The sequence below is a fragment of the Pseudomonas sp. AU11447 genome (assembly GCF_001672555.2).
GTDB classification, from domain to species: domain Bacteria; phylum Pseudomonadota; class Gammaproteobacteria; order Pseudomonadales; family Pseudomonadaceae; genus Pseudomonas; species Pseudomonas nitroreducens.
In genome coordinates this window covers 141126-159734 of record NZ_LZDG02000089.1, presented here as the reverse complement: position 1 = coordinate 159734, position 18609 = coordinate 141126, and the positions used below count along the sequence as shown (strand labels likewise).

The window sequence follows — 18609 nt, the reverse complement described above, 5'->3', positions numbered from 1 at the left end:
TGTCGCGATATGCCGCCCGGGCTGTCGCCGGCGGCCGTGGCCGGCGGCGGGCAAGGGACTAGGATCCTTCCTCATAAGCATAACGATTCGGTCGTGCCATGAACTACATCCTCTTCGCCGTGCCATTCTTTTTCCTGCTGATTGTGGTCGAGTTGCTCGCTGACCGCTGGCGCGGCCTGCGCACCTATCGCCTGAGCGATGCGCTGAACAGCCTCAGTGCGGGGGTCCTGTCGACCACCAGTGGCCTGCTGACCAAGGGGCTGGCAGTGGTGACCTACACCATCGCCTGGCAGCACCTCGCGCTGTTCGACCTGTCGGCGAAAAGCCTGTGGGTCTGGGCGTTCGCCTTCGTCTTCTACGACTTCTGCTACTACTGGAACCACCGCCTCGGCCATGAGCGCAACGTGCTCTGGGCCGCGCATTCGGTGCACCACCAGAGCGAGGACTACAACCTCTCCACCGCGCTGCGGCAGACCAGCACCGGCTTCCTCTTCGGCTGGATCTTCTACCTGCCCATGGCCATCGCCGGGGTGCCGCCGCTGGTGTTTCTTACCGTCGGCGCGCTGAACCTGCTCTACCAGTTCTGGGTGCACACCCGGCACATTCCCAAGCTGGGCTGGTTCGAATGGGTTTTCATTACCCCGTCCAACCACCGCGTGCACCACGCACAGAATCCTGTCTATATGGATCGCAACTACGGTGGCGTGTTCATTCTCTGGGATCGCCTGTTCGGCACCTTCCAGGAAGAGCTGGACGAAGAGCCGGTGGTGTTCGGCGTGACGGTCCCCCTGGCCAGCTGGAACCCGCTGTGGGCCAACCTGCAGGTCTATGCGCACCTGTGGAACGATGCGCGCCGTGCCGGCAGCCTGTGGGACAAGCTGCGCATCTGGTTCATGCGCACCGGCTGGCGCCCCGAGGACGTCGCCCAGCGTTATCCCATGGCCAAGCCTGACCTGGCGGCCTTCCGCAAGTTCGAGGTGCCGCTGACGCGCGGCCGGCAGTGGTACGCCGCTCTGCAGTTCGCCACCTATGTGGTGGTCGGTACCTGGTTGCTGGGCGTGGGGGAGGGCTGGCAAGTGCTGCCCCTGGTGATCGGCTGGGGCTGGATGGCTTTCGGTCTCTACGCCATCGGCTGCTGGCTGGAGAACCGCGCCTGGGCGTTGCGCCTGGAACTGCTGCGATTGGCGCTGAACGTGCCGGCAGTCGCGGCGCTGGCGCTATGGGGAGGGATTGAGTTGCCGCAGTGGGCGCCCTGGGCGCTGGCGGTCTACTCGCTGCTCAGCCTGATCGGTCTGCTCGGCCTGCGGCGCGCCGAGCGTCTGCCGCAGGCGGCCTGATCAGTCAGCGCGATTACTCGGACTTGCTGGCCTTGTAGCGGCGGCGGAGCCAGAACAGCAGGCCGATCACCACGAGTCCGCCAAGGACCATGAGCTCGTACTTCTTGATGTTGCCCAGCACACCTTCGAGCACGCTGCCGAAGTAGAAGGCGGCGCTGCCCAGTACTGTGGCCCAGACGATGGCCCCGATGCCGTTGAGCAGCAGGTAGCGCGCCGGCGGGTAGCCGGACAGGCCGATGGCCACCGGCATCACGGTGCGCAGGCCGTAGACGAAGCGGAAGCTCAGCACCCATAGGTCGGGATGCTTGCGCACATGCTCCAGCGCCTTGTCACCCATCTTCTGCCAGCGCGGCTTGCGCGCGAGCAGCTTGCGACCGTGGCGGCGGCCGAGGAAATACCAGAGCTGGTCGCCCGCGTAACTGCCGAAGAACGCCACCGCGATGACGTACTCCAGCTGCATGTAGCCGCGGAAAGCCAGGAAGCCGGCCAGGACCAGAATGGTCTCACCCTCGAAGAACGTGCCGAGAAACAGCGCGAAGTAGCCGAAATCCTGCAGGAATTGTTGGAGCATTATCGAGGCAACGCAGCGAAATGAACGCGAAGCCTAACCCGGTTGTCGCCCGCAGGGAAGGTATCCCGGTCCGCACAACTGACCTGGAACAAGTCTGTGCCCGTGCAGAGCGGCGGCATGCCGCTGCGGCAGGATGCCGCGACCAAGGGTCACTGTTACCGGTTGTTACCAATCGGTCATAATTCAGGGCTATAACTGTCAGACTGTGCCTGCTGTTCAGGCCCTGGAGTACGCCGTGAGCTTCATTCCCGCCGATCGTGCCTTCCCCTTCACTCGACTGCGTCGTAACCGTCGTGACGAATTTTCCCGCCGCTTGGTGCGCGAAAACGTCCTGACCGCCAACGACCTGATCCTTCCGGTGTTTGTCCTCGACGGCAAGAACCAGCGTGAAGCAGTGCCCTCGATGCCTGGTGTGGAGCGCATGTCCATCGACCTGCTGCTCAAGGAAGCCGAAGAGCTGGTGGAGCTGGGCATCCCGGCACTGGCGCTGTTCCCGGTGACCCCGCTGGAGAAGAAATCCCTCGATGGCGCCGAAGCCTTCAACCCCGATGGCATCGCCCAGCGCGCCACCCGCGCCCTGCGTGAGCGCTTCCCGGAGCTGGGCATCATCACCGACGTGGCGCTGGACCCGTTCACCAGCCACGGCCAGGACGGCATCCTCGACGAGGACGGCTACGTTCTGAACGACATTTCCGTCGATGTGCTGGTCAAGCAGGCGCTTTCCCACGCCGAAGCCGGCGCCCAGGTCGTGGCTCCGTCGGACATGATGGACGGCCGCATCGGCGCCATCCGTGAGGCCCTGGAGTCCACCGGCCACATCAACACCCGCATCATGGCCTACTCGGCCAAGTACGCCAGCGCCTACTACGGCCCGTTCCGCGACGCCGTCGGTTCCGCCGCCAACCTGGGCAAGGGCAACAAGGCCACCTACCAGATGGACCCGGCCAACAGCGACGAAGCGCTGCACGAGATCTACGCTGACCTCGCCGAAGGCGCCGACATGGTCATGGTCAAGCCGGGCATGCCCTATCTCGACATAGTGCGCCGTGCCAAGGACGAATTCCGCGCCCCGACCTTTGTCTACCAGGTCAGCGGCGAGTACGCGATGCACATGGCCGCGATCAACAATGGCTGGCTCAGCGAGGCGGTGATCCTCGAATCGCTGTTGGCCTTCAAACGCGCGGGCGCAGATGGCATCCTGACCTACTTCGCCAAGCGCGCGGCACAACAATTGAAAATGAAAAGCGGGGGCTGACCCCGTCGATGAGACGAGCGATGAATACCGAAGGCATTAGCGAAACCGAAGTTATCGAAGCTGACACCACTGCTGAAGTCACCGAAGTCGTCGTAGCGGAGGTGGTCGAGACGCCGGCACCGCCCGTCGAACCGGCGGTGCCGGCAATCAACGTGGACGACAGTGCCCTCTACATTCATCGCGAACTCTCGCAGCTGCAGTTCAACATCCGCGTGCTGGAGCAGGCGCTGGATGAGTCCTACCCGCTGCTGGAACGCCTGAAGTTCCTGCTGATCTTCTCCAGCAACCTCGACGAATTCTTCGAGATCCGCGTTGCCGGCCTGAAGAAGCAGATCACCTTCGCCCGCGAGCAGGCCGGCGCCGACGGCCTGCTGCCGCACCAGGCGCTGGCTCGCATCAGCGAGCAGGTGCACGAGCAGGTTGCCCGCCAGTACAGCATCCTCAACGACATCCTGTTGCCGGAGCTGGCCAAGCACGACATCCGCTTCATCCGCCGCCGCTACTGGACGCCGAAGATCAAGGCCTGGGTCCGTCGCTTCTTCCGCGACGAAATCGCCCCCATCGTCACCCCGATCGGCCTCGACCCGACCCACCCGTTCCCGCTGCTGGTGAACAAGAGCCTGAACTTCATGGTCGAGCTCGAAGGCCTGGACGCCTTCGGTCGCGACTCCGGCCTGGCGATCATCCCGGCGCCGCGCTCGCTGCCGCGGATCATCCGCTTGCCGGAAGAAGTCGCAGGGCCGGGCGACAACTACGTGTTCCTGTCGTCGATGATCCACGCCCACGCCGACGACCTGTTCCACGGCATGAAGGTGAAGGGCTGCTACCAGTTCCGCCTGACCCGTAACGCCGACCTCTCGGTGGACGCCGAGGACGTCGAGGACCTGGCCCGCGCGCTGCGCGGCGAGCTGTTCTCGCGCCGCTACGGCGATGCCGTGCGCCTGGAGGTAGTGGATACCTGCCCGGTGCCCCTGTCCAACTACCTGCTCAAGCAGTTCGGCCTGTCCGAGACAGAGCTGTACCGCGTCAGCGGGCCGGTCAACCTGACGCGCCTGTTCAGCGTCACCGGTTTGGCCAGCCATCCGGAGCTGCAGTCGCCGCCGTTCACCCCGACGATCCCCAAGCTGCTGCAGAAGAAGGAAAACCTGTTCAACGTGCTGGGCAAGCTCGACGTGCTGCTGATGCACCCGTTCGAGTCCTTCACCCCGGTGGTCGACCTGCTGCGACAGGCTGCCAAGGACCCCAGCGTGCTGGCGATCAAGCAGACGCTGTACCGCTCCGGCGCCAACTCCGAGATCGTCGACGCGCTGGTGGAAGCCGCGCGCAACGGCAAGGAAGTGACCGTGGTGATCGAGTTGCGGGCGCGCTTCGACGAAGAGTCCAACCTGCAACTGGCCAGCCGTCTGCAGCAGGCCGGTGCAGTAGTGATCTACGGCGTGGTCGGCTTCAAGACCCACGCCAAGATGATGCTCATCCTGCGTCGCGAGGATGGCGAGCTGCGCCGCTACGCGCACCTGGGTACCGGCAACTACCACGCCGGCAACGCGCGCCTGTACACCGACTACAGCCTGCTGACCGCCGATGTGGCGCTCTGCGAGGACCTGCACAAGCTGTTCAACCAGCTGATCGGCATGGGCAAGACGCTGCGCATGAAGAAGCTCCTGCACGCGCCCTTCACCCTGAAGAAGAACCTGCTGGAGATGATCAACCGCGAGGCTGCCCAGGCCGCCGAGGGCAAGCCGGCGCACATCATGGCCAAGGTCAACTCACTGACCGATGCCAAGGTCATCCGTGCGCTGTACAAGGCCAGCCAGGCCGGCGTGAAGATCGACCTGGTGGTGCGCGGCATGTGCTGCCTGCGTCCGGGCGTGCCGGGGGTTTCGCACAACATCCAGGTGCGCTCGATCATCGGCCGTTTCCTCGAGCACAGCCGGATCTACTACTTCCTCAATGGCGGCGAGGAGAAGCTCTACCTCTCCAGCGCCGACTGGATGGAGCGCAACCTCGACATGCGCGTGGAGACCTGCTTCCCGGTGGAAGGCAAGAAGCTCGTGCTGCGGGTGAAGAAGGAGCTGGAGTCCTACCTGACCGACAATACCCAGGCCTGGGTGCTGCAGTCCGACGGCAGCTACGTTCGGCAGAGCCCCAGCGGCAACCAGAACGCCCGCAACGCCCAGGCGACGCTGCTGGAGCGCCTGTGCACGCCGGTGATCAGCGTTCGCTGATCAGGCTGGTGGTATCGAAAGCCCTGCCTCGGCAGGGCTTTTTCTTGGGCTGTTCGCAGGAGCGAGCAATTCCTGCTGCGGGCTTGCGGTTCGCGAGCAAGGACTGGGCATCCCCCTCGGTCCTACAGGTCATGGTGACGCTCGAAATGAAAAGGCCCCGGCGTTTGCGCGCCGGGGCCTTTGTCTTTCGCGGGCGCGATCAGCTCACACTGAGCGAATAACCCACGCGCTTGAGCCATTCGGCTTCCTGCTCGAAGTCCGCCTGGGTCAGCGGGTTGGCCGCCAGCCAGCCGTCGGGGAAGCGCACGTCCAGCGATTTGCCCGAAGCCTTCAGGGCCACCGCCGGCATTTCCTGGGTACCACGGATGTGGTGGAAGAGAATGGCGAAGCGCAATACGACGCACAGGCGGATCAGCTTGTCGCCCTCATCGCCCAGCTCGTTGAACTTGTCCACCGGGATGTTGCGGCGGTGGCCGCGCACCAGCAGCGCCAGGGTCAACTGGTCCAGGCGCGAGAAACCGGCCAGGTCCGAGTGCTCCAGCAGGTAGGCGCCGTGCTTGTGGTAGTGATAGTGGGCGATGTCCAGGCCGAGTTCGTGCACGCGGGCGGCCCACATCAGCAACTCGCGGTGGCCTTCGTCGGTCAGGTCCCAGGCCTTGGCGACCTGTTCCAGGGACTCCAGCGCCTTGGCCTCGACGCGCGCGGCCTGCTCCGGGTCGACGTGGTAGCGCTCCATCAGCGCGCCGATGGTGCGCTCGCGGACGTCCTCGTGGTGGTGGCGGCCCAGCAGGTCGTAGAGCACGCCTTCGCGCAGGGCGCCTTCGGAATGGGTCATGCGGGTCAGTTCGAGGGCGTCGAACAGTGCCTCGAGGATCGCCATGCCGGCCGGGAAGATCGGCCGGCGGTCAGGCTTGATGCCGTCGATGTCGAGCTTCTCGACCTCGCCCAGCTTGAACATCTTGCGCTTGAGCCAGGCCAGTCCTTCGGGGTTGATCTCGCCGTTGCCGTGACCGCCGGCCTGGATCGCCAGGCAGATGGCGCGGATGGTGCCGGAGGCGCCGACCGCCTCGTCCCAGCCCAGGCGTCGCAGGCTGTTCTCGATGCTCATCAGCTCCAGGCGGGCCGAGGTATAGGCCTGGGCGTAGCGCGCCGGGGTGATCTTGCCGTCCTTGAAGTAGCGTTGGGTGAAGCTCACGCAGCCCATCTGCAGGCTCTCGCGCAACTGCGATTCGAACTGCTGGCCGATGATGAACTCGGTGCTGCCGCCGCCGATGTCGACCACCAGGCGCTTGCCGGGGTTGTCCGGCAGGGTGTGGGAAACGCCCAGGTAGATCAGGCGCGCCTCTTCACGGCCGGAGATGACCTCCACCGGATGACCGAGGATCTGGTCGGCGACGCGGATGAATTCGGCGCGGTTGCGAGCCTCGCGCAGGGCGTTGGTGCCCACGACACGCACCGAACCGGGCGGCATGCCGTTGATGAACTGGGCGAACTGCTTCAGGCAGTCGTAGCCGCGCTGCATCGCTTCGGCGGTGAGCATGCGGTCTTCACCGATGCCCGCGGCCAGCTGGACCTTTTCCCCCAGGCGCTCGAGGATGCGGATCTCTCCGTGATCGGCCTTCGCCAAAACCATGTGGAAGCTGTTCGAGCCAAGGTCAATGGCCGCGATCATCGGGAAGGTCTTGGCAGGGGTATGGGGCATAGGGGCAGGTCCGGAAAAATACGAGAGACATCCTGCCATTTTAGGCAGGTAGTGCCAATGAAGGGGTTGTCACCGATCAGAAGTCGCCGCGGCAGCGATAGATATACTCAATCGGCTGCGCCTTTCGGTGTGGGCCGAGGCGGGATATGATGGCGGACACTTTTTCGCATCCGATTGACGGAGAGAATACATGAGCGAACATATCGTCAATGTTACCGATGCCAGCTTCGAGCAGGACGTACTGAAGTCCGACGGTCCCGTGCTGGTCGACTACTGGGCCGAATGGTGCGGCCCGTGCAAGATGATCGCCCCGGTACTCGACGAGATCGCCAAGGACTATCAGGGCAAGCTGAAAGTCTGCAAGCTGAACATCGACGAGAATCAGGACACCCCGCCGAAGTATGGCGTGCGTGGCATTCCGACCCTGATGCTGTTCAAGGGCGGTAACGTCGAAGCCACCAAGGTCGGCGCACTGTCCAAGTCGCAGCTGGCTGCCTTCCTCGACAGCAACATCTGAGTCGACGAAGTCCGAAAAGCCCCGCAGATTCGCGGGGCTTTTTTCTTTCTGCCCCTAGACGCTCCGAAACTCGGGTGTTAAATTCGGGCCACAACGAGTTTTTCGTTGTCCCCTGCAAGCCGTCGCCGACGCACTTCCCATTCGAATTCCAAGCGATCCTGTCCGTCATCTACGGCGCGGCTCTTCAAGCATCACGCTTGTTCCCTTTTCCCCTTTCAGCGTATTTACGTCCCTTCTATGAATCTGACCGAACTCAAGCAAAAGCCGATTGCCGAATTGCTGGAAATGTCCGATGCCATGGGCCTGGAAAACATGGCTCGTTCGCGCAAACAGGACATCATCTTCGCGCTGCTGAAGAAGCACGCGAAAAGCGGCGAGGAAATCTCCGGTGACGGCGTGCTGGAGATTCTCCAGGATGGCTTCGGCTTCCTGCGCTCCGCCGATTCCTCGTACCTGGCCGGCCCGGACGACATCTACGTCTCGCCCAGCCAGATCCGTCGCTTCAACCTGCGCACGGGCGATACCATCATCGGCAAGATTCGTCCGCCGAAGGAAGGCGAGCGTTACTTCGCCCTGCTGAAAGTCGACTCGATCAACTTCGATCGTCCGGAGAACGCGAAGAACAAGATTCTCTTCGAGAACCTGACGCCGCTGTTCCCGACCAAGCGCCTGACCATGGAAGCCGGCAATGGCTCCACCGAGGACCTCACCGGCCGTGTGATCGACCTCTGCTCGCCGATCGGCAAGGGCCAGCGCGGCCTGATCGTCGCCCCGCCGAAAGCGGGCAAGACGATCATGCTGCAGAACATTGCCTCGAACATCACCCGCAACAACCCCGAGTGCCACCTGATCGTCCTGCTGATCGACGAGCGCCCGGAAGAAGTGACCGAGATGCAGCGCACCGTGCGCGGCGAAGTGGTCGCTTCCACCTTCGACGAGCCGCCGACCCGCCACGTGCAGGTTGCCGAGATGGTGATCGAGAAGGCCAAGCGTCTGGTCGAGCACAAGAAGGACGTGATCATCCTGCTCGACTCCATCACCCGTCTGGCCCGTGCCTACAACACCGTGATCCCGAGCTCCGGCAAGGTGCTTACCGGTGGTGTCGACGCCCACGCCCTGGAAAAGCCCAAGCGCTTCTTTGGCGCCGCGCGCAACATCGAGGAAGGCGGTTCGCTGACCATCCTCGCCACCGCGCTGATCGAAACCGGCTCGAAGATGGACGAAGTGATCTACGAGGAATTCAAGGGTACCGGTAACTCGGAACTCATCCTCGACCGTCGCATTTCGGAAAAACGCGTATTCCCGGCGATCAACATCAACCGTTCGGGCACCCGTCGCGAAGAGCTGCTCACCGGTGAGGAAGAGCTGCAGCGCATGTGGATCCTGCGCAAGATCCTCCACCCGATGGACGAGATCGCCGCGGTCGAGTTCCTGCTGGACAAGCTCCGCCAGACCAAGACGAACGACGAGTTCTTCGACTCGATGAAGCGCAGCAAGTAAGCGCGGTTCGAACCACACAAGGCCGGGGAAACCCGGCCTTCGTGTTTCTGCCCGGCGCTGATAGGCGGTAGACTGTCGCATCATCCTGCCGCCATCGAGACCCTCATGCAGTATCGCGACCTGCGCGAGTTCATCGCTGCCCTGGAGCAGCGCGGACAGCTCAAGCGCATCCAGGCGCCGGTATCCCCGGTGCTGGAAATGACCGAGGTGTGCGACCGCACCCTGCGCGCCAAGGGCCCGGCCCTGCTGTTCGAAAAGCCCACCGGCTTCGACATGCCTGTGCTCGGCAACCTGTTCGGCACGCCCGAGCGCGTGGCCCTGGGCATGGGTGCGGAAGACGTCTCCGAGCTGCGCGAGATCGGCAAGCTGCTGGCCTTCCTCAAGGAGCCGGAGCCGCCCAAGGGGCTGAAGGACGCCTGGTCCAAGCTGCCGATCTTCAAGAAGGTCATCAACATGGCGCCCAAGGTCCTGAAGGACGCGCCGTGCCAGGAAGTGATCGAGGAGGGCGACGACGTCGACCTGTCGAAGCTGCCGGTGCAGACCTGCTGGCCCGGCGACGTCGCTCCGCTGATCACCTGGGGCCTGACCGTCACCCGCGGGCCGAACAAGGAACGGCAGAACCTGGGCATCTATCGCCAGCAGGTGATCGGCCGCAACAAGGTCATCATGCGCTGGCTGAGCCACCGTGGCGGCGCGCTGGACTTCCGCGAGTGGTGCCAGAAGCATCCCGGCCAGCCCTATCCGGTGGCCGTTGCCCTTGGAGCGGATCCGGCGACCATCCTCGGCGCTGTCACTCCGGTGCCGGATAACCTCTCCGAATACGCCTTCGCTGGCCTGCTGCGTGGCCACAAGACCGAACTGGTCAAGTGCATTGGCAGCGACCTGCAGGTGCCGGCGAGTGCCGAAATCGTCCTCGAAGGGGTGATCCACCCCGGCGAGATGGCCGACGAAGGCCCGTATGGCGACCACACCGGCTACTACAACGAGGTGGACCACTTCCCGGTATTTACCGTCGAGCGCATCACCCGCCGGCAGAAGCCGATCTACCACAGCACCTACACCGGCCGCCCGCCGGATGAGCCGGCGATCCTCGGCGTGGCGCTGAACGAAGTGTTCGTGCCGATCCTGCAAAAGCAGTTCCCCGAGATCACCGACTTCTACCTGCCGCCCGAAGGCTGCTCCTACCGCATGGCGGTGGTGACCATGAAGAAGCAGTACCCCGGCCACGCCAAGCGCGTGATGCTCGGTGTCTGGTCGTTCCTGCGACAGTTCATGTACACCAAGTTCGTTATCGTCACCGACGACGACATCAACGCCCGCGACTGGAACGACGTGATCTGGGCCATCACCACGCGCATGGACCCCAAGCGCGACACGGTGATGATCGACAACACGCCGATCGACTACCTGGACTTCGCCTCGCCGATTTCCGGCCTGGGCTCGAAGATGGGCCTGGACGCCACCCACAAGTGGCCGGGCGAAACCAGCCGCGAGTGGGGCCGGGTGATCGAGAAGGACCCGGCGGTAACCCGTCGGGTCGATGAAATCTGGGCGAGCCTGGGCATCGATTGATGTGGCCGCCCGCCTGTAGGACCGAGGGGGACGCCTAGTCCTTGCTCGCGAACCCAACTCCGCTACTGGGGGTGTTCGCGAGCAAGCTCGCTCCTACAACTAAAAGAACGAGAACATCGCTTGAAAGTGACCTTGCAACCCTCCGGCGCCCAGCTCGAGCTGACGCCCGGGGAACGTATCCTCGACGGTGCGCGGCGCCTGGGCTACGAGTGCCCGCAGAGCTGCCGCAACGGCAACTGCCACATCTGTGCGGCGCTGCTGGTGGAAGGCCGCGTGCGCCAGGATGGCGAGGTGCGTGACCATGGCGAACTCTTTACCTGCCTGGCCGAGCCGCTGGAAGACTGCGTGCTGCACTGGGATGGCGTGCTGGCGCCCGGCGAGTTGCCGGTGCGTGCGCTGTCCTGCCAGCTGACGCTCTGCGAGCCGGTGGGCGGCGACGTCTGGCGCGTGCGCCTGCGCGCCCCGGCCGGCAAGCCGCCGCGCTACCACGCCGGGCAGTACCTGCTGATCGAGCGCGAGGGCAGCGATCCGGCGGCCTTCTCCCTGGCCTCCGCGCCGCAGGAAGGGCGTGACCTGGAACTGCACATCCTGGCCCGCGAGAACAGCGCCATCGACCTGCTGGCGCAACTCCAGCGCGACCGTTTCGCCCGCGTGCAGATGCCCTTCGGCGACGCGCACCTCGCCGACCTGCCAGACGGCCCCCTGGTGCTGATCGCCGCCGGCACCGGCATGGCGCAGATGCACAGCCTGATCGAGTTCTGCCGCGCCGCCGGCTTCGCCCACCCGGTGCACCTGTACTGGGGCGTGCGCCGCCCGGAAGACTTCTACGATCTGCCCCATTGGGATCAGTGGGAAAGCGTGCCCAACCTGCACCTGCACAAGATCGTCAGCGACCTGTGCGGCTGGCAGGGGCGCTGTGGCCTGCTGCATGAGGCGGTGTGCGAGGACTTCGCCGAGCTGGCCGGCCTGCGCGTCTACGCCAGCGGCTCGCCGGCGATGGTCTATGGCACGTTGGATGCGCTGGTCGCGGCGGGCATGGACCCGCATCAAATGCGCGCGGATGTCTTCGCCTACGCCCCACGCGGCTGATTCAGCTCAGGGGCTGGGCTTTCTGTAGGAGCGAGCTTGCTCGCGAACGATGTGCCCGGCAGCGTCGGTGTTGGGCGTGTTCGCGAGCAAGCTCGCTCCTACAGGGTGACGCCTTGGCTGCGTTACCCCGGCGGCTCAGTCACGCGGAGACTCGATGGAAAACTCCTCCTGCAGCGCCGCACGAATCCAGTCCTCGAACCAGGCGACGTCGGCGCTTACCGCGCCGGTGGGCAGCAGCAACTGGTAGCTTTCCAGCGGCACTTCCTCGGGCAGCGGCCGCACCAGCGTGCCGGCGGCCAGCTGGTGCTTCACCAGCACCAGATTGGCCAGGGCGATACCGTGGCCGGCCTCGGCCATGGACAGCGCGTGGTCGTTGCTGACGTAGAGCACGTCGGAGTTCACCCGCAGGTCGAGGCCGATGGTGGACAACCAGAGGTTCCACCATTCGCCGTCGTCGACGTGGATCAGCTTGTGCTGCGCCAGCTCGTGCACGCTGGTCAGCGGGCCGTGCTCCTCGAGATAGGCGGGTGAACACACCGGGAACACCGCCGGCCGCACCAGGGTGCTGTGGCACTGCGGATAGACGCCGGGAAGCCCGTAGACAATCCCCAGATCGGCGCTTTTACCGTCCACTTCGCTGAAAGTCGGGTTGGGTTCCACTGCCACCTTCAGGCCGGGCCGCTGCTGGCGCAGGGTTTCCAGGCGCGGCATCAGCCAGCGCTTGGCGAAGGCCGGCACCACGAGGATCTTCAGCCAGCGCGCGGTGCCACCGGGGGCCAGTTCATGGCCGGCATCGGCGATCTGCTGCAGGGCTGTGGATATCTTCGCGTAGTAGCGTTGCCCGGCGGGCGTCAGGCTGACTCCGCGCGGGGTGCGCTCGAACAACTGCACGCCCAGCCAATCCTCCAGCAGCTTGACGTGTCGGCCGATGGCCGGCTGCGTCACATGCAGGTCTTTCGAGGCGGCGACGTAGCTGCCCAGGCGTGCGGCGGCCTCGAAGGCGCGGACGGCATTGAGCGGCGGAAGACGCTGGATGGACATGGCTGGACCTCGAAGGCGGGCTGAGCTGTTAAATTTAAGCTGTTAAATTATTTAATATCGAATGTAAGAAAATTGAGCTTTTCGCTCAACCACCTTTCTTCGAATATCCGCTCCAGCAGCATCACCACAATATCGAGCCGAACCCACGGCCAGCGCTGCATCCAGCGTTTACTCCAGCCCTGCCAGAACAACTACAAGATCCCCCGAACGCCAGCGTGCGGCGGACGGGAAGGATGCGGAGGTTTCACCATGAATGCCCTGCACAGCCTGCAGACGGCGGCGGTTTCGATCCGCTCCGTGCGCAAGGTCTACGGCGATCCGGCCAGCGGTCCCGTCGCGCTCAAATGCGTCGACCTGGACATCCGCGACAATGAATTCTTCACCCTGCTCGGCCCTTCGGGCTGCGGCAAGACCACTCTGCTGCGGATGATCGCCGGCTTCGAATTCCCCACCGCCGGGGAAATCCAGCTGTACGGCGAGAACATCGCTGACCGCCCGCCGTTCGAGCGCCCGGTCAACACGGTGTTCCAGCACTACGCGCTGTTCCCGCACATGACCATCGCCGAGAACCTCGCCTTCGGCCTGGAATCCCACCCGATGGGCCAGCGCATGAGCAAGGCGCAAGTCGCCGAGCGCGTCCGCGAGATGCTCGCCCTGGTGCAGATGGAACGCTTCGCCCAGCGCAAGCCGACCCAGCTTTCCGGCGGCCAGCAGCAACGCGTCGCCCTGGCCCGTGCGCTGGCGCCGCATCCCAAGGTGCTGCTGCTCGATGAGCCGCTTTCCGCCCTCGATCTCAAGCTGCGCCAGGCCATGCGTGAAGAGCTCAAGGCGATCCAGGCCAAGACCGGCATCACCTTCATCTTCGTCACCCACGACCAGGAAGAAGCGCTGACCATGTCCGACCGCATTGCCGTGCTCTCCGAGGGCGAAGTGCAGCAGGTCGGTCGCCCGGACGATATCTACGAGCATCCGCGCAACCGCTTCGTCGCCGACTTCATCGGCGAGACCAACTTCCTCCCGGCCCGCGTCGAGAACTTCGACGGCGACCGCGCTTACTACCGCATCGGCGGTGAGCAGTTGATCGAGGCTGGCTCCCGCGAGGGCCTGAAGGTCGGCGCTGAAGTCACCCTGTCGATCCGCCCCGAGCGCCTGCAACTGGTGGCCGAGGACACGTCGTCCGCCGCGCCCTGCACCGTCGTCCAGCAGATCTATCTGGGCACCGACCTGCAGTACCAGGTGGCGCTCGCCGATGGCAGCAAGCTGACCGTCCGTGCGCCCAACAGCGCCGGCCAGCGTCAGCGCCTGGTAGCCGGGCAACGCGCCGGGCTGCTGTTCGAAAAAGGCAGCGCCAGCGTCCTGGTGGACTGAGCGGAGGTGAGCATGAACCCGTTATCCACAACCGCCGGCAATGCGCTGGAGCGGCGCCAGGCGCTGCGCAGCTTCCTTGGCGTGTCGCCTGCGCTGGTGTCCATCGGCCTGTTCCTGATCGTGCCGATCTTCATCGTCATCGGTTACTCGCTGATGCAGGCCAACCCCTATGGCGGCGTGAACCCGCACTTCAGCGTCGATGCCTACGTTTCGCTGCTGTTCGAGCGCCAGCTCGACGACAGCCTGGCCTTCGCCGACTCCTACGTGATGATCGCGCTGCGCTCCATCGGCATCGCCGCGGCGACCACCGTGATCACCCTGCTGGTGGGCTTCCCGGTGGCGGTGTGGCTGGCCATGCAGCCGGCGCACCGTCGCGGCCTGCTGATCTTCCTGATCACCGTGCCGTTCTGGGCCAATCTGCTGATCCGCACCTACGCGTGGATCCTGCTGCTGCGCGGCACCGGGGTGGTCAACGGCACGCTGATGAGCCTCGGCATCATCCACCAGCCGCTGAACCTGCTCTACACCGACGGCGCCGTGCTGCTGGGCCTGGTCTACACCTACGCGCCCTTCGTCGTGCTGCCGATCTACGCGACCCTCGAGAAGATGGACATGCGCCTGCTCGAAGCGGCCCAGGACCTTTACGCCGGGCGTATCCGCACCCTGCGCAAGGTGGTCCTGCCGATTGCCCGGCCGGGGATTCTCGCCGGCGCCATCCTCACCTTCGTGCCCTGCCTGGGCGCGATGATCGCCCCCGAGCTGCTCGGCGGCGGCACCAAGATGATGCTCGGCAACCTGATCTTCCGGCAGTTCAGCGACTCGCGGAACTGGCCCTTTGGCGCGGCGCTGTCGTTGGTGCTCATGGGCGCCGTGATGCTGGTGCTGATGTTCTACGCGATGCGCGCCGAGCGCCTGCGCATCGCCCGGGGAGGTGAATGATGCTCTCGCTGCTGACCAAGCGCCGTCTGGGCGTGCAGGACTTCCGTGGCTTCGGCGTCCTGAGTTTCCTGTTCTACCTGTACCTCTACGCGCCCATCGTGGTGCTGGTGGTGCTGTCGTTCAACGCCAACCAGTCCGCCACCGTGTGGACCGGCTTCAGCCTCGACTGGTACCGCAGCGCCTTCGCTAATCAGGCGTTGCGCCAGGCCGCCGGCAACAGCCTGCTGATCGCCGTGTGCGCCAGCGTGATCGCCACGGCGATCGCCACCCTGGCCGCGCTGGGCACCTCGCGCGGGGCCAAGTTCAAGGGCCTGCGCCTGTCCATGGGAGCGATCATGCTGCCGCTGGTGCTGCCCGAGATCGTCGTCGGCGTCGCCACCCTGGCGCTGTTCTCCACCCTCGGCCTGTCGCTGGGCTATGGCAACCTGATCATCGCCCACACGGTGTTCTGCATCCCGTTCGCCTACCTGCCGATCCGCGCTCGCCTGAACGACATGGACCTGTCCCTGGAACAGGCCGCCGCCGACCTCTACGCCGGGCCCTGGCGGACCTTCCGCAAGGTCACCCTGCCGCTGCTGATGCCGGGGATCTTCTCCGGGGTGATGCTCGCCTTCATCGTCTCGCTGGATAACTTCGTGATCTCGATGATGGTCTCCCAGGCCGGCACCACCACCTTGCCGATCTTCATCTTCGGCCTGCTGCGCATGGGCGTGACGCCCGATGTGAACGCGGTGTCGACCCTGATCCTCGGCGTTTCCGTGCTGTTCGTAACGTTGTCTTTTTTGCTCGGCAAGAAGAAGGCCTGAGCCCACATACCGGAGTAGAAGATGAGCAAACTGATCGCTGCTGTAGGTGCCTCGCTGGCCATGGGCCTGGTGGCAAACGTGCACGCCGCCGAACAACTGAACGTGGTGAGCTGGAGTGGCTATTTCACCCCGCAGATCCTGGAGAAGTTCGAGAAGGAAACCGGTATCAAGGTCACCGTGGATTCCTATGACTCCAACGAGACCCTGCTGGCCAAGCTCAAGCAGGGCGGCACCGGTTACGACGTGGCGATTCCCTCGCACCAGTTCGTGCCGATCCTGATCCAGGAGAAGCTGCTGGAGCGCTTCGACCCGGCCGGCCAGCCGTACTACGCCAACGTCGAGGACAACCTGAAGAAGCCCGCCTGGGACCCGGAAGGCGCCTACGCCGTGCCCTTCATCTGGGGCACCACCAGCGTGGTGCTGGACAGCGCGAAATACAGTGGCCCGGCCGACAGTTACTCGGTGCTGTTCACCCCGCCGAAGGAGCTGCAGGGCAAGATCAACATGTTCGACTCGGCCAGCGAAGTCATCGATACCGCCAGCCTCTACCTGGGCATCCCGCTGTGCAGCGAGGACCCCAAGCAGATGCAACAGGTGCTGACCCTGCTGAAGACCCAGAAGCCCTTCGTGAAGACCTACAGCTCCAAGGCCGGCTCGATCCGCGAGAACCTGGCCTCGGGCGAAGTCGACATGTCGATGTTCTGGGGCGGCTCGTCGATGCGTGCGCGTGAGATGAAATCCAGCCTGAAGTACCTCTACCCGAAAGAGGGCGTGATGGCCTGGGTGGACAACCTGGTGATCCCGGCCGGCGCCAAGCACCCGGAGAACGCGAAGAAGTTCATCGCTTTCCTCAGCCAGCCGGAAAACTCGGCGATGACCCAGAACTTCCTCAAGCACCAGAGCCCGATCAAGGGCGTGGAACCCTTCCTCGATGCCAGCCTCAAGGATGCGCCGGAACTGCACATCCCCGAGGGCACCAAGGTGGTGTTCAGCAAGACCTGCGGCGAAGGCGCGATCCGCCTGGCCGACCGCATCTGGACCAACCTGATGCGCTGATCCCGCCAGACGGGAATACGGCACAGCGATGCACGCGTGCGCCAGCTCGGCGCAGCGGCATCGCTCGGCCTGAAGAACGCAACAAGCCTCGCCTGCCGGCGGGGTTGCTGAACCCGACATAGGCTTCCCATCTGCCGGAAGCTCCCGATGAAAGAAGGCCGCGCTCCATGAGCCAGTACAAGCACAACAACGAACTCGTCCAGCTCCAGGCCCATGAACTGGCCCAGCGCATCCGCCTGCGCCAGGTGTCCTGCCGCGAAGTCATGCAGGCGCACCTGGCGCAGATCGAACGCTACAACCCGGCGGTCAACGCCATCATCAGCCTGCAGCCCGAAGAGCAGCTGCTCGCCGAGGCCGACCTGCGCGACGCCGAGTTGGCGCGCGGCGAATACCGTGGCTGGATGCATGGCCTGCCCCATGCGGTGAAGGACCTGTCGCTGACCCAGGGCATCCGCACCACCCTCGGCTCGCCGCTGTTCCGCGACTATGTGCCCGAACGCGACGGCATCATGGTCGAGCGCATCCGCGCGGCCGGCGCCGTGCTGATCGGCAAGACCAACACCCCGGAATTCGGCCTCGGCTCGCACAGCTACAATCCGATCTTCGGTGCCACCGGCTGCGCCTACGCGCCCGACCGCACTGCCGGCGGCAGCAGCGGTGGCGCGGCGGCCGCGCTGGCGCTGCAGATGGTCCCGGTAGCCGACGGCAGCGACATGATGGGCTCGCTGCGCAACCCGGCGGCGTTCAACAACATTGTCGGCTTCCGTCCGTCCCAGGGCCGCGTGCCCTTCGACGACAGCGCCGACCTGTTCATCGACCAGCTCGGCTACGAAGGCCCGATGGGCCGCAGCGTGCGTGATGTGGCGCTGCTGCTGTCGGTGCAGGCCGGCGGCGATGCCCGTGCCCCGCTGTCCATTGCCGAGAGTGGCGAGCAGTTCGCCGGCAGGCTGGAGCGCGACTTCAAGGGCGCGCGCCTGGGCTGGCTGGGCGACCTGGGCGGCCACCTGTCGATGGAGCGGGGTGTGCTGGAGCTGTGCCGCAAATCCTTCGCCGACTTCGAAGCCATTGGCTGCCACATCGAAGACACCGCCATGGGCTTCTCCGCCGAGCGTCTCTGGGACACCTGGCGCACCCTGCGTCACTGGATGGTCGCCGGCTCCCTCGGCGCCGCCTATACCGATCCGGCCAAGCGCGAGCTGCTCAAGCCCGAGGCCATCTGGGAAGTGGAGAACGGCCTGAAGCTGTCCGCCATGGACGTGTTCCGTGCCTCCGCCGCGCGCAGCGACTGGTACCGCGCCATCAGCCAGCTGTTCGAGCGCTATGACTATCTGCTGCTGCCCAGCGCGCAACTGTTCCCGTTCGACAAGAGCTGGGACTGGCCGAAGGAAGTCGCCGGCAAGGCCATGGACACCTACCACCGCTGGATGGAGGTGGTGATTCCGGCCACCCTGTCCGGATGCCCGGTGGCCAACGTGCCGGTAGGCTTCAATGAACAGGGCCTGCCCATGGGCATCCAGATCATCGGCAAGCACCAGGCCGACATGGCCGTGCTGCAACTGGCCCACGCCTACGAGCAGGCTTCGCGCTGGTACCAGCGCTGCCCGCCGCCGATGCTGAAAGGCGACTGATTT

At 64.7% G+C, this 18609-nt stretch carries 15 protein-coding genes; 12 read left to right on the top strand and 3 right to left on the bottom strand.

The window, feature by feature from the left end:
- Positions 1-98 precede the first annotated feature (98 nt).
- Positions 99-1337, top strand: a complete 1239-nt coding sequence (locus A6723_RS28540; protein ID WP_054910215.1) for a sterol desaturase family protein — start codon at positions 99-101, stop codon at positions 1335-1337.
- 13 nt (positions 1338-1350) lie between these two features.
- On the opposite strand, the gene A6723_RS28535 is transcribed toward A6723_RS28540, so the two are convergent.
- Complete coding sequence (locus A6723_RS28535; protein WP_054910216.1) at positions 1351-1911, bottom strand: DedA family protein; 561 nt, start codon at positions 1909-1911, stop codon at positions 1351-1353.
- Positions 1912-2143: 232 nt separating this feature from the next.
- On the opposite strand from A6723_RS28535, the gene hemB reads away from it, so the two are divergent.
- Entirely contained in the window at positions 2144-3163 is a 1020-nt protein-coding gene (gene hemB / locus A6723_RS28530; RefSeq protein WP_054910217.1) for a porphobilinogen synthase, read from the top strand.
- Positions 3164-3183: 20 nt separating this feature from the next.
- On the top strand, positions 3184-5388 hold the full coding sequence (gene ppk1, locus A6723_RS28525) for a polyphosphate kinase 1 (protein WP_054910218.1): 2205 nt from the start codon (positions 3184-3186) through the stop codon (positions 5386-5388).
- A gap of 199 nt (positions 5389-5587) precedes the next feature.
- On the opposite strand, the gene ppx is transcribed toward ppk1, so the two are convergent.
- Complete coding sequence (ppx, locus tag A6723_RS28520) at positions 5588-7090, bottom strand: exopolyphosphatase (protein ID WP_054910220.1); 1503 nt, start codon at positions 7088-7090, stop codon at positions 5588-5590.
- 190 nt (positions 7091-7280) lie between these two features.
- On the opposite strand from ppx, the gene trxA reads away from it, so the two are divergent.
- The 4 genes from trxA (at position 7281) to A6723_RS28500 (ending at position 11768) form a co-directional block, all read left to right on the top strand.
- Positions 7281-7607, top strand: coding sequence for a thioredoxin TrxA (gene trxA, locus A6723_RS28515; RefSeq protein WP_015475045.1), 327 nt, complete (start codon positions 7281-7283; stop codon positions 7605-7607).
- A 237-nt stretch (positions 7608-7844) separates the two neighbouring features.
- Positions 7845-9107, top strand: coding sequence for a transcription termination factor Rho (rho, locus tag A6723_RS28510; RefSeq protein WP_015475046.1), 1263 nt, complete (start codon positions 7845-7847; stop codon positions 9105-9107).
- A gap of 105 nt (positions 9108-9212) precedes the next feature.
- Positions 9213-10679: a 4-hydroxy-3-polyprenylbenzoate decarboxylase gene (gene ubiD, locus A6723_RS28505; RefSeq protein WP_054910221.1), complete on the top strand. Its 1467-nt coding sequence runs from the start codon at positions 9213-9215 to the stop codon at positions 10677-10679.
- Positions 10680-10799: 120 nt separating this feature from the next.
- The gene (locus A6723_RS28500; protein ID WP_054910222.1) at positions 10800-11768 is read left to right on the top strand and encodes a CDP-6-deoxy-delta-3,4-glucoseen reductase; all 969 of its coding nucleotides are present in this window, start codon (positions 10800-10802) and stop codon (positions 11766-11768) included.
- Between the two features lie 135 nt (positions 11769-11903).
- On the opposite strand, the gene A6723_RS28495 is transcribed toward A6723_RS28500, so the two are convergent.
- The gene (locus tag A6723_RS28495; RefSeq protein WP_054910223.1) at positions 11904-12809 is read right to left on the bottom strand and encodes a LysR substrate-binding domain-containing protein; all 906 of its coding nucleotides are present in this window, start codon (positions 12807-12809) and stop codon (positions 11904-11906) included.
- 249 nt (positions 12810-13058) lie between these two features.
- Here A6723_RS28495 and A6723_RS28490 point away from each other — a divergent pair, with 249 nt between their 5' ends.
- The 5 genes from A6723_RS28490 (at position 13059) to A6723_RS28470 (ending at position 18606) form a co-directional block, all read left to right on the top strand.
- Positions 13059-14177: an ABC transporter ATP-binding protein gene (locus A6723_RS28490; RefSeq protein ID WP_054910224.1), complete on the top strand. Its 1119-nt coding sequence runs from the start codon at positions 13059-13061 to the stop codon at positions 14175-14177.
- Positions 14178-14189: 12 nt separating this feature from the next.
- Entirely contained in the window at positions 14190-15116 is a 927-nt protein-coding gene (locus tag A6723_RS28485; protein WP_054910225.1) for an ABC transporter permease, read from the top strand.
- On the top strand, positions 15116-15922 hold the full coding sequence (locus A6723_RS28480; RefSeq protein ID WP_054910226.1) for an ABC transporter permease: 807 nt from the start codon (positions 15116-15118) through the stop codon (positions 15920-15922). Before A6723_RS28485 ends, A6723_RS28480 begins: the two co-directional genes overlap by 1 nt.
- A 60-nt stretch (positions 15923-15982) precedes the next feature.
- Complete coding sequence (locus A6723_RS28475) at positions 15983-16978, top strand: extracellular solute-binding protein (RefSeq protein WP_371914085.1); 996 nt, start codon at positions 15983-15985, stop codon at positions 16976-16978.
- A 167-nt stretch (positions 16979-17145) separates the two neighbouring features.
- Complete coding sequence (locus A6723_RS28470; protein WP_054910228.1) at positions 17146-18606, top strand: amidase; 1461 nt, start codon at positions 17146-17148, stop codon at positions 18604-18606.
- Positions 18607-18609: the final 3 nt, after the last annotated feature.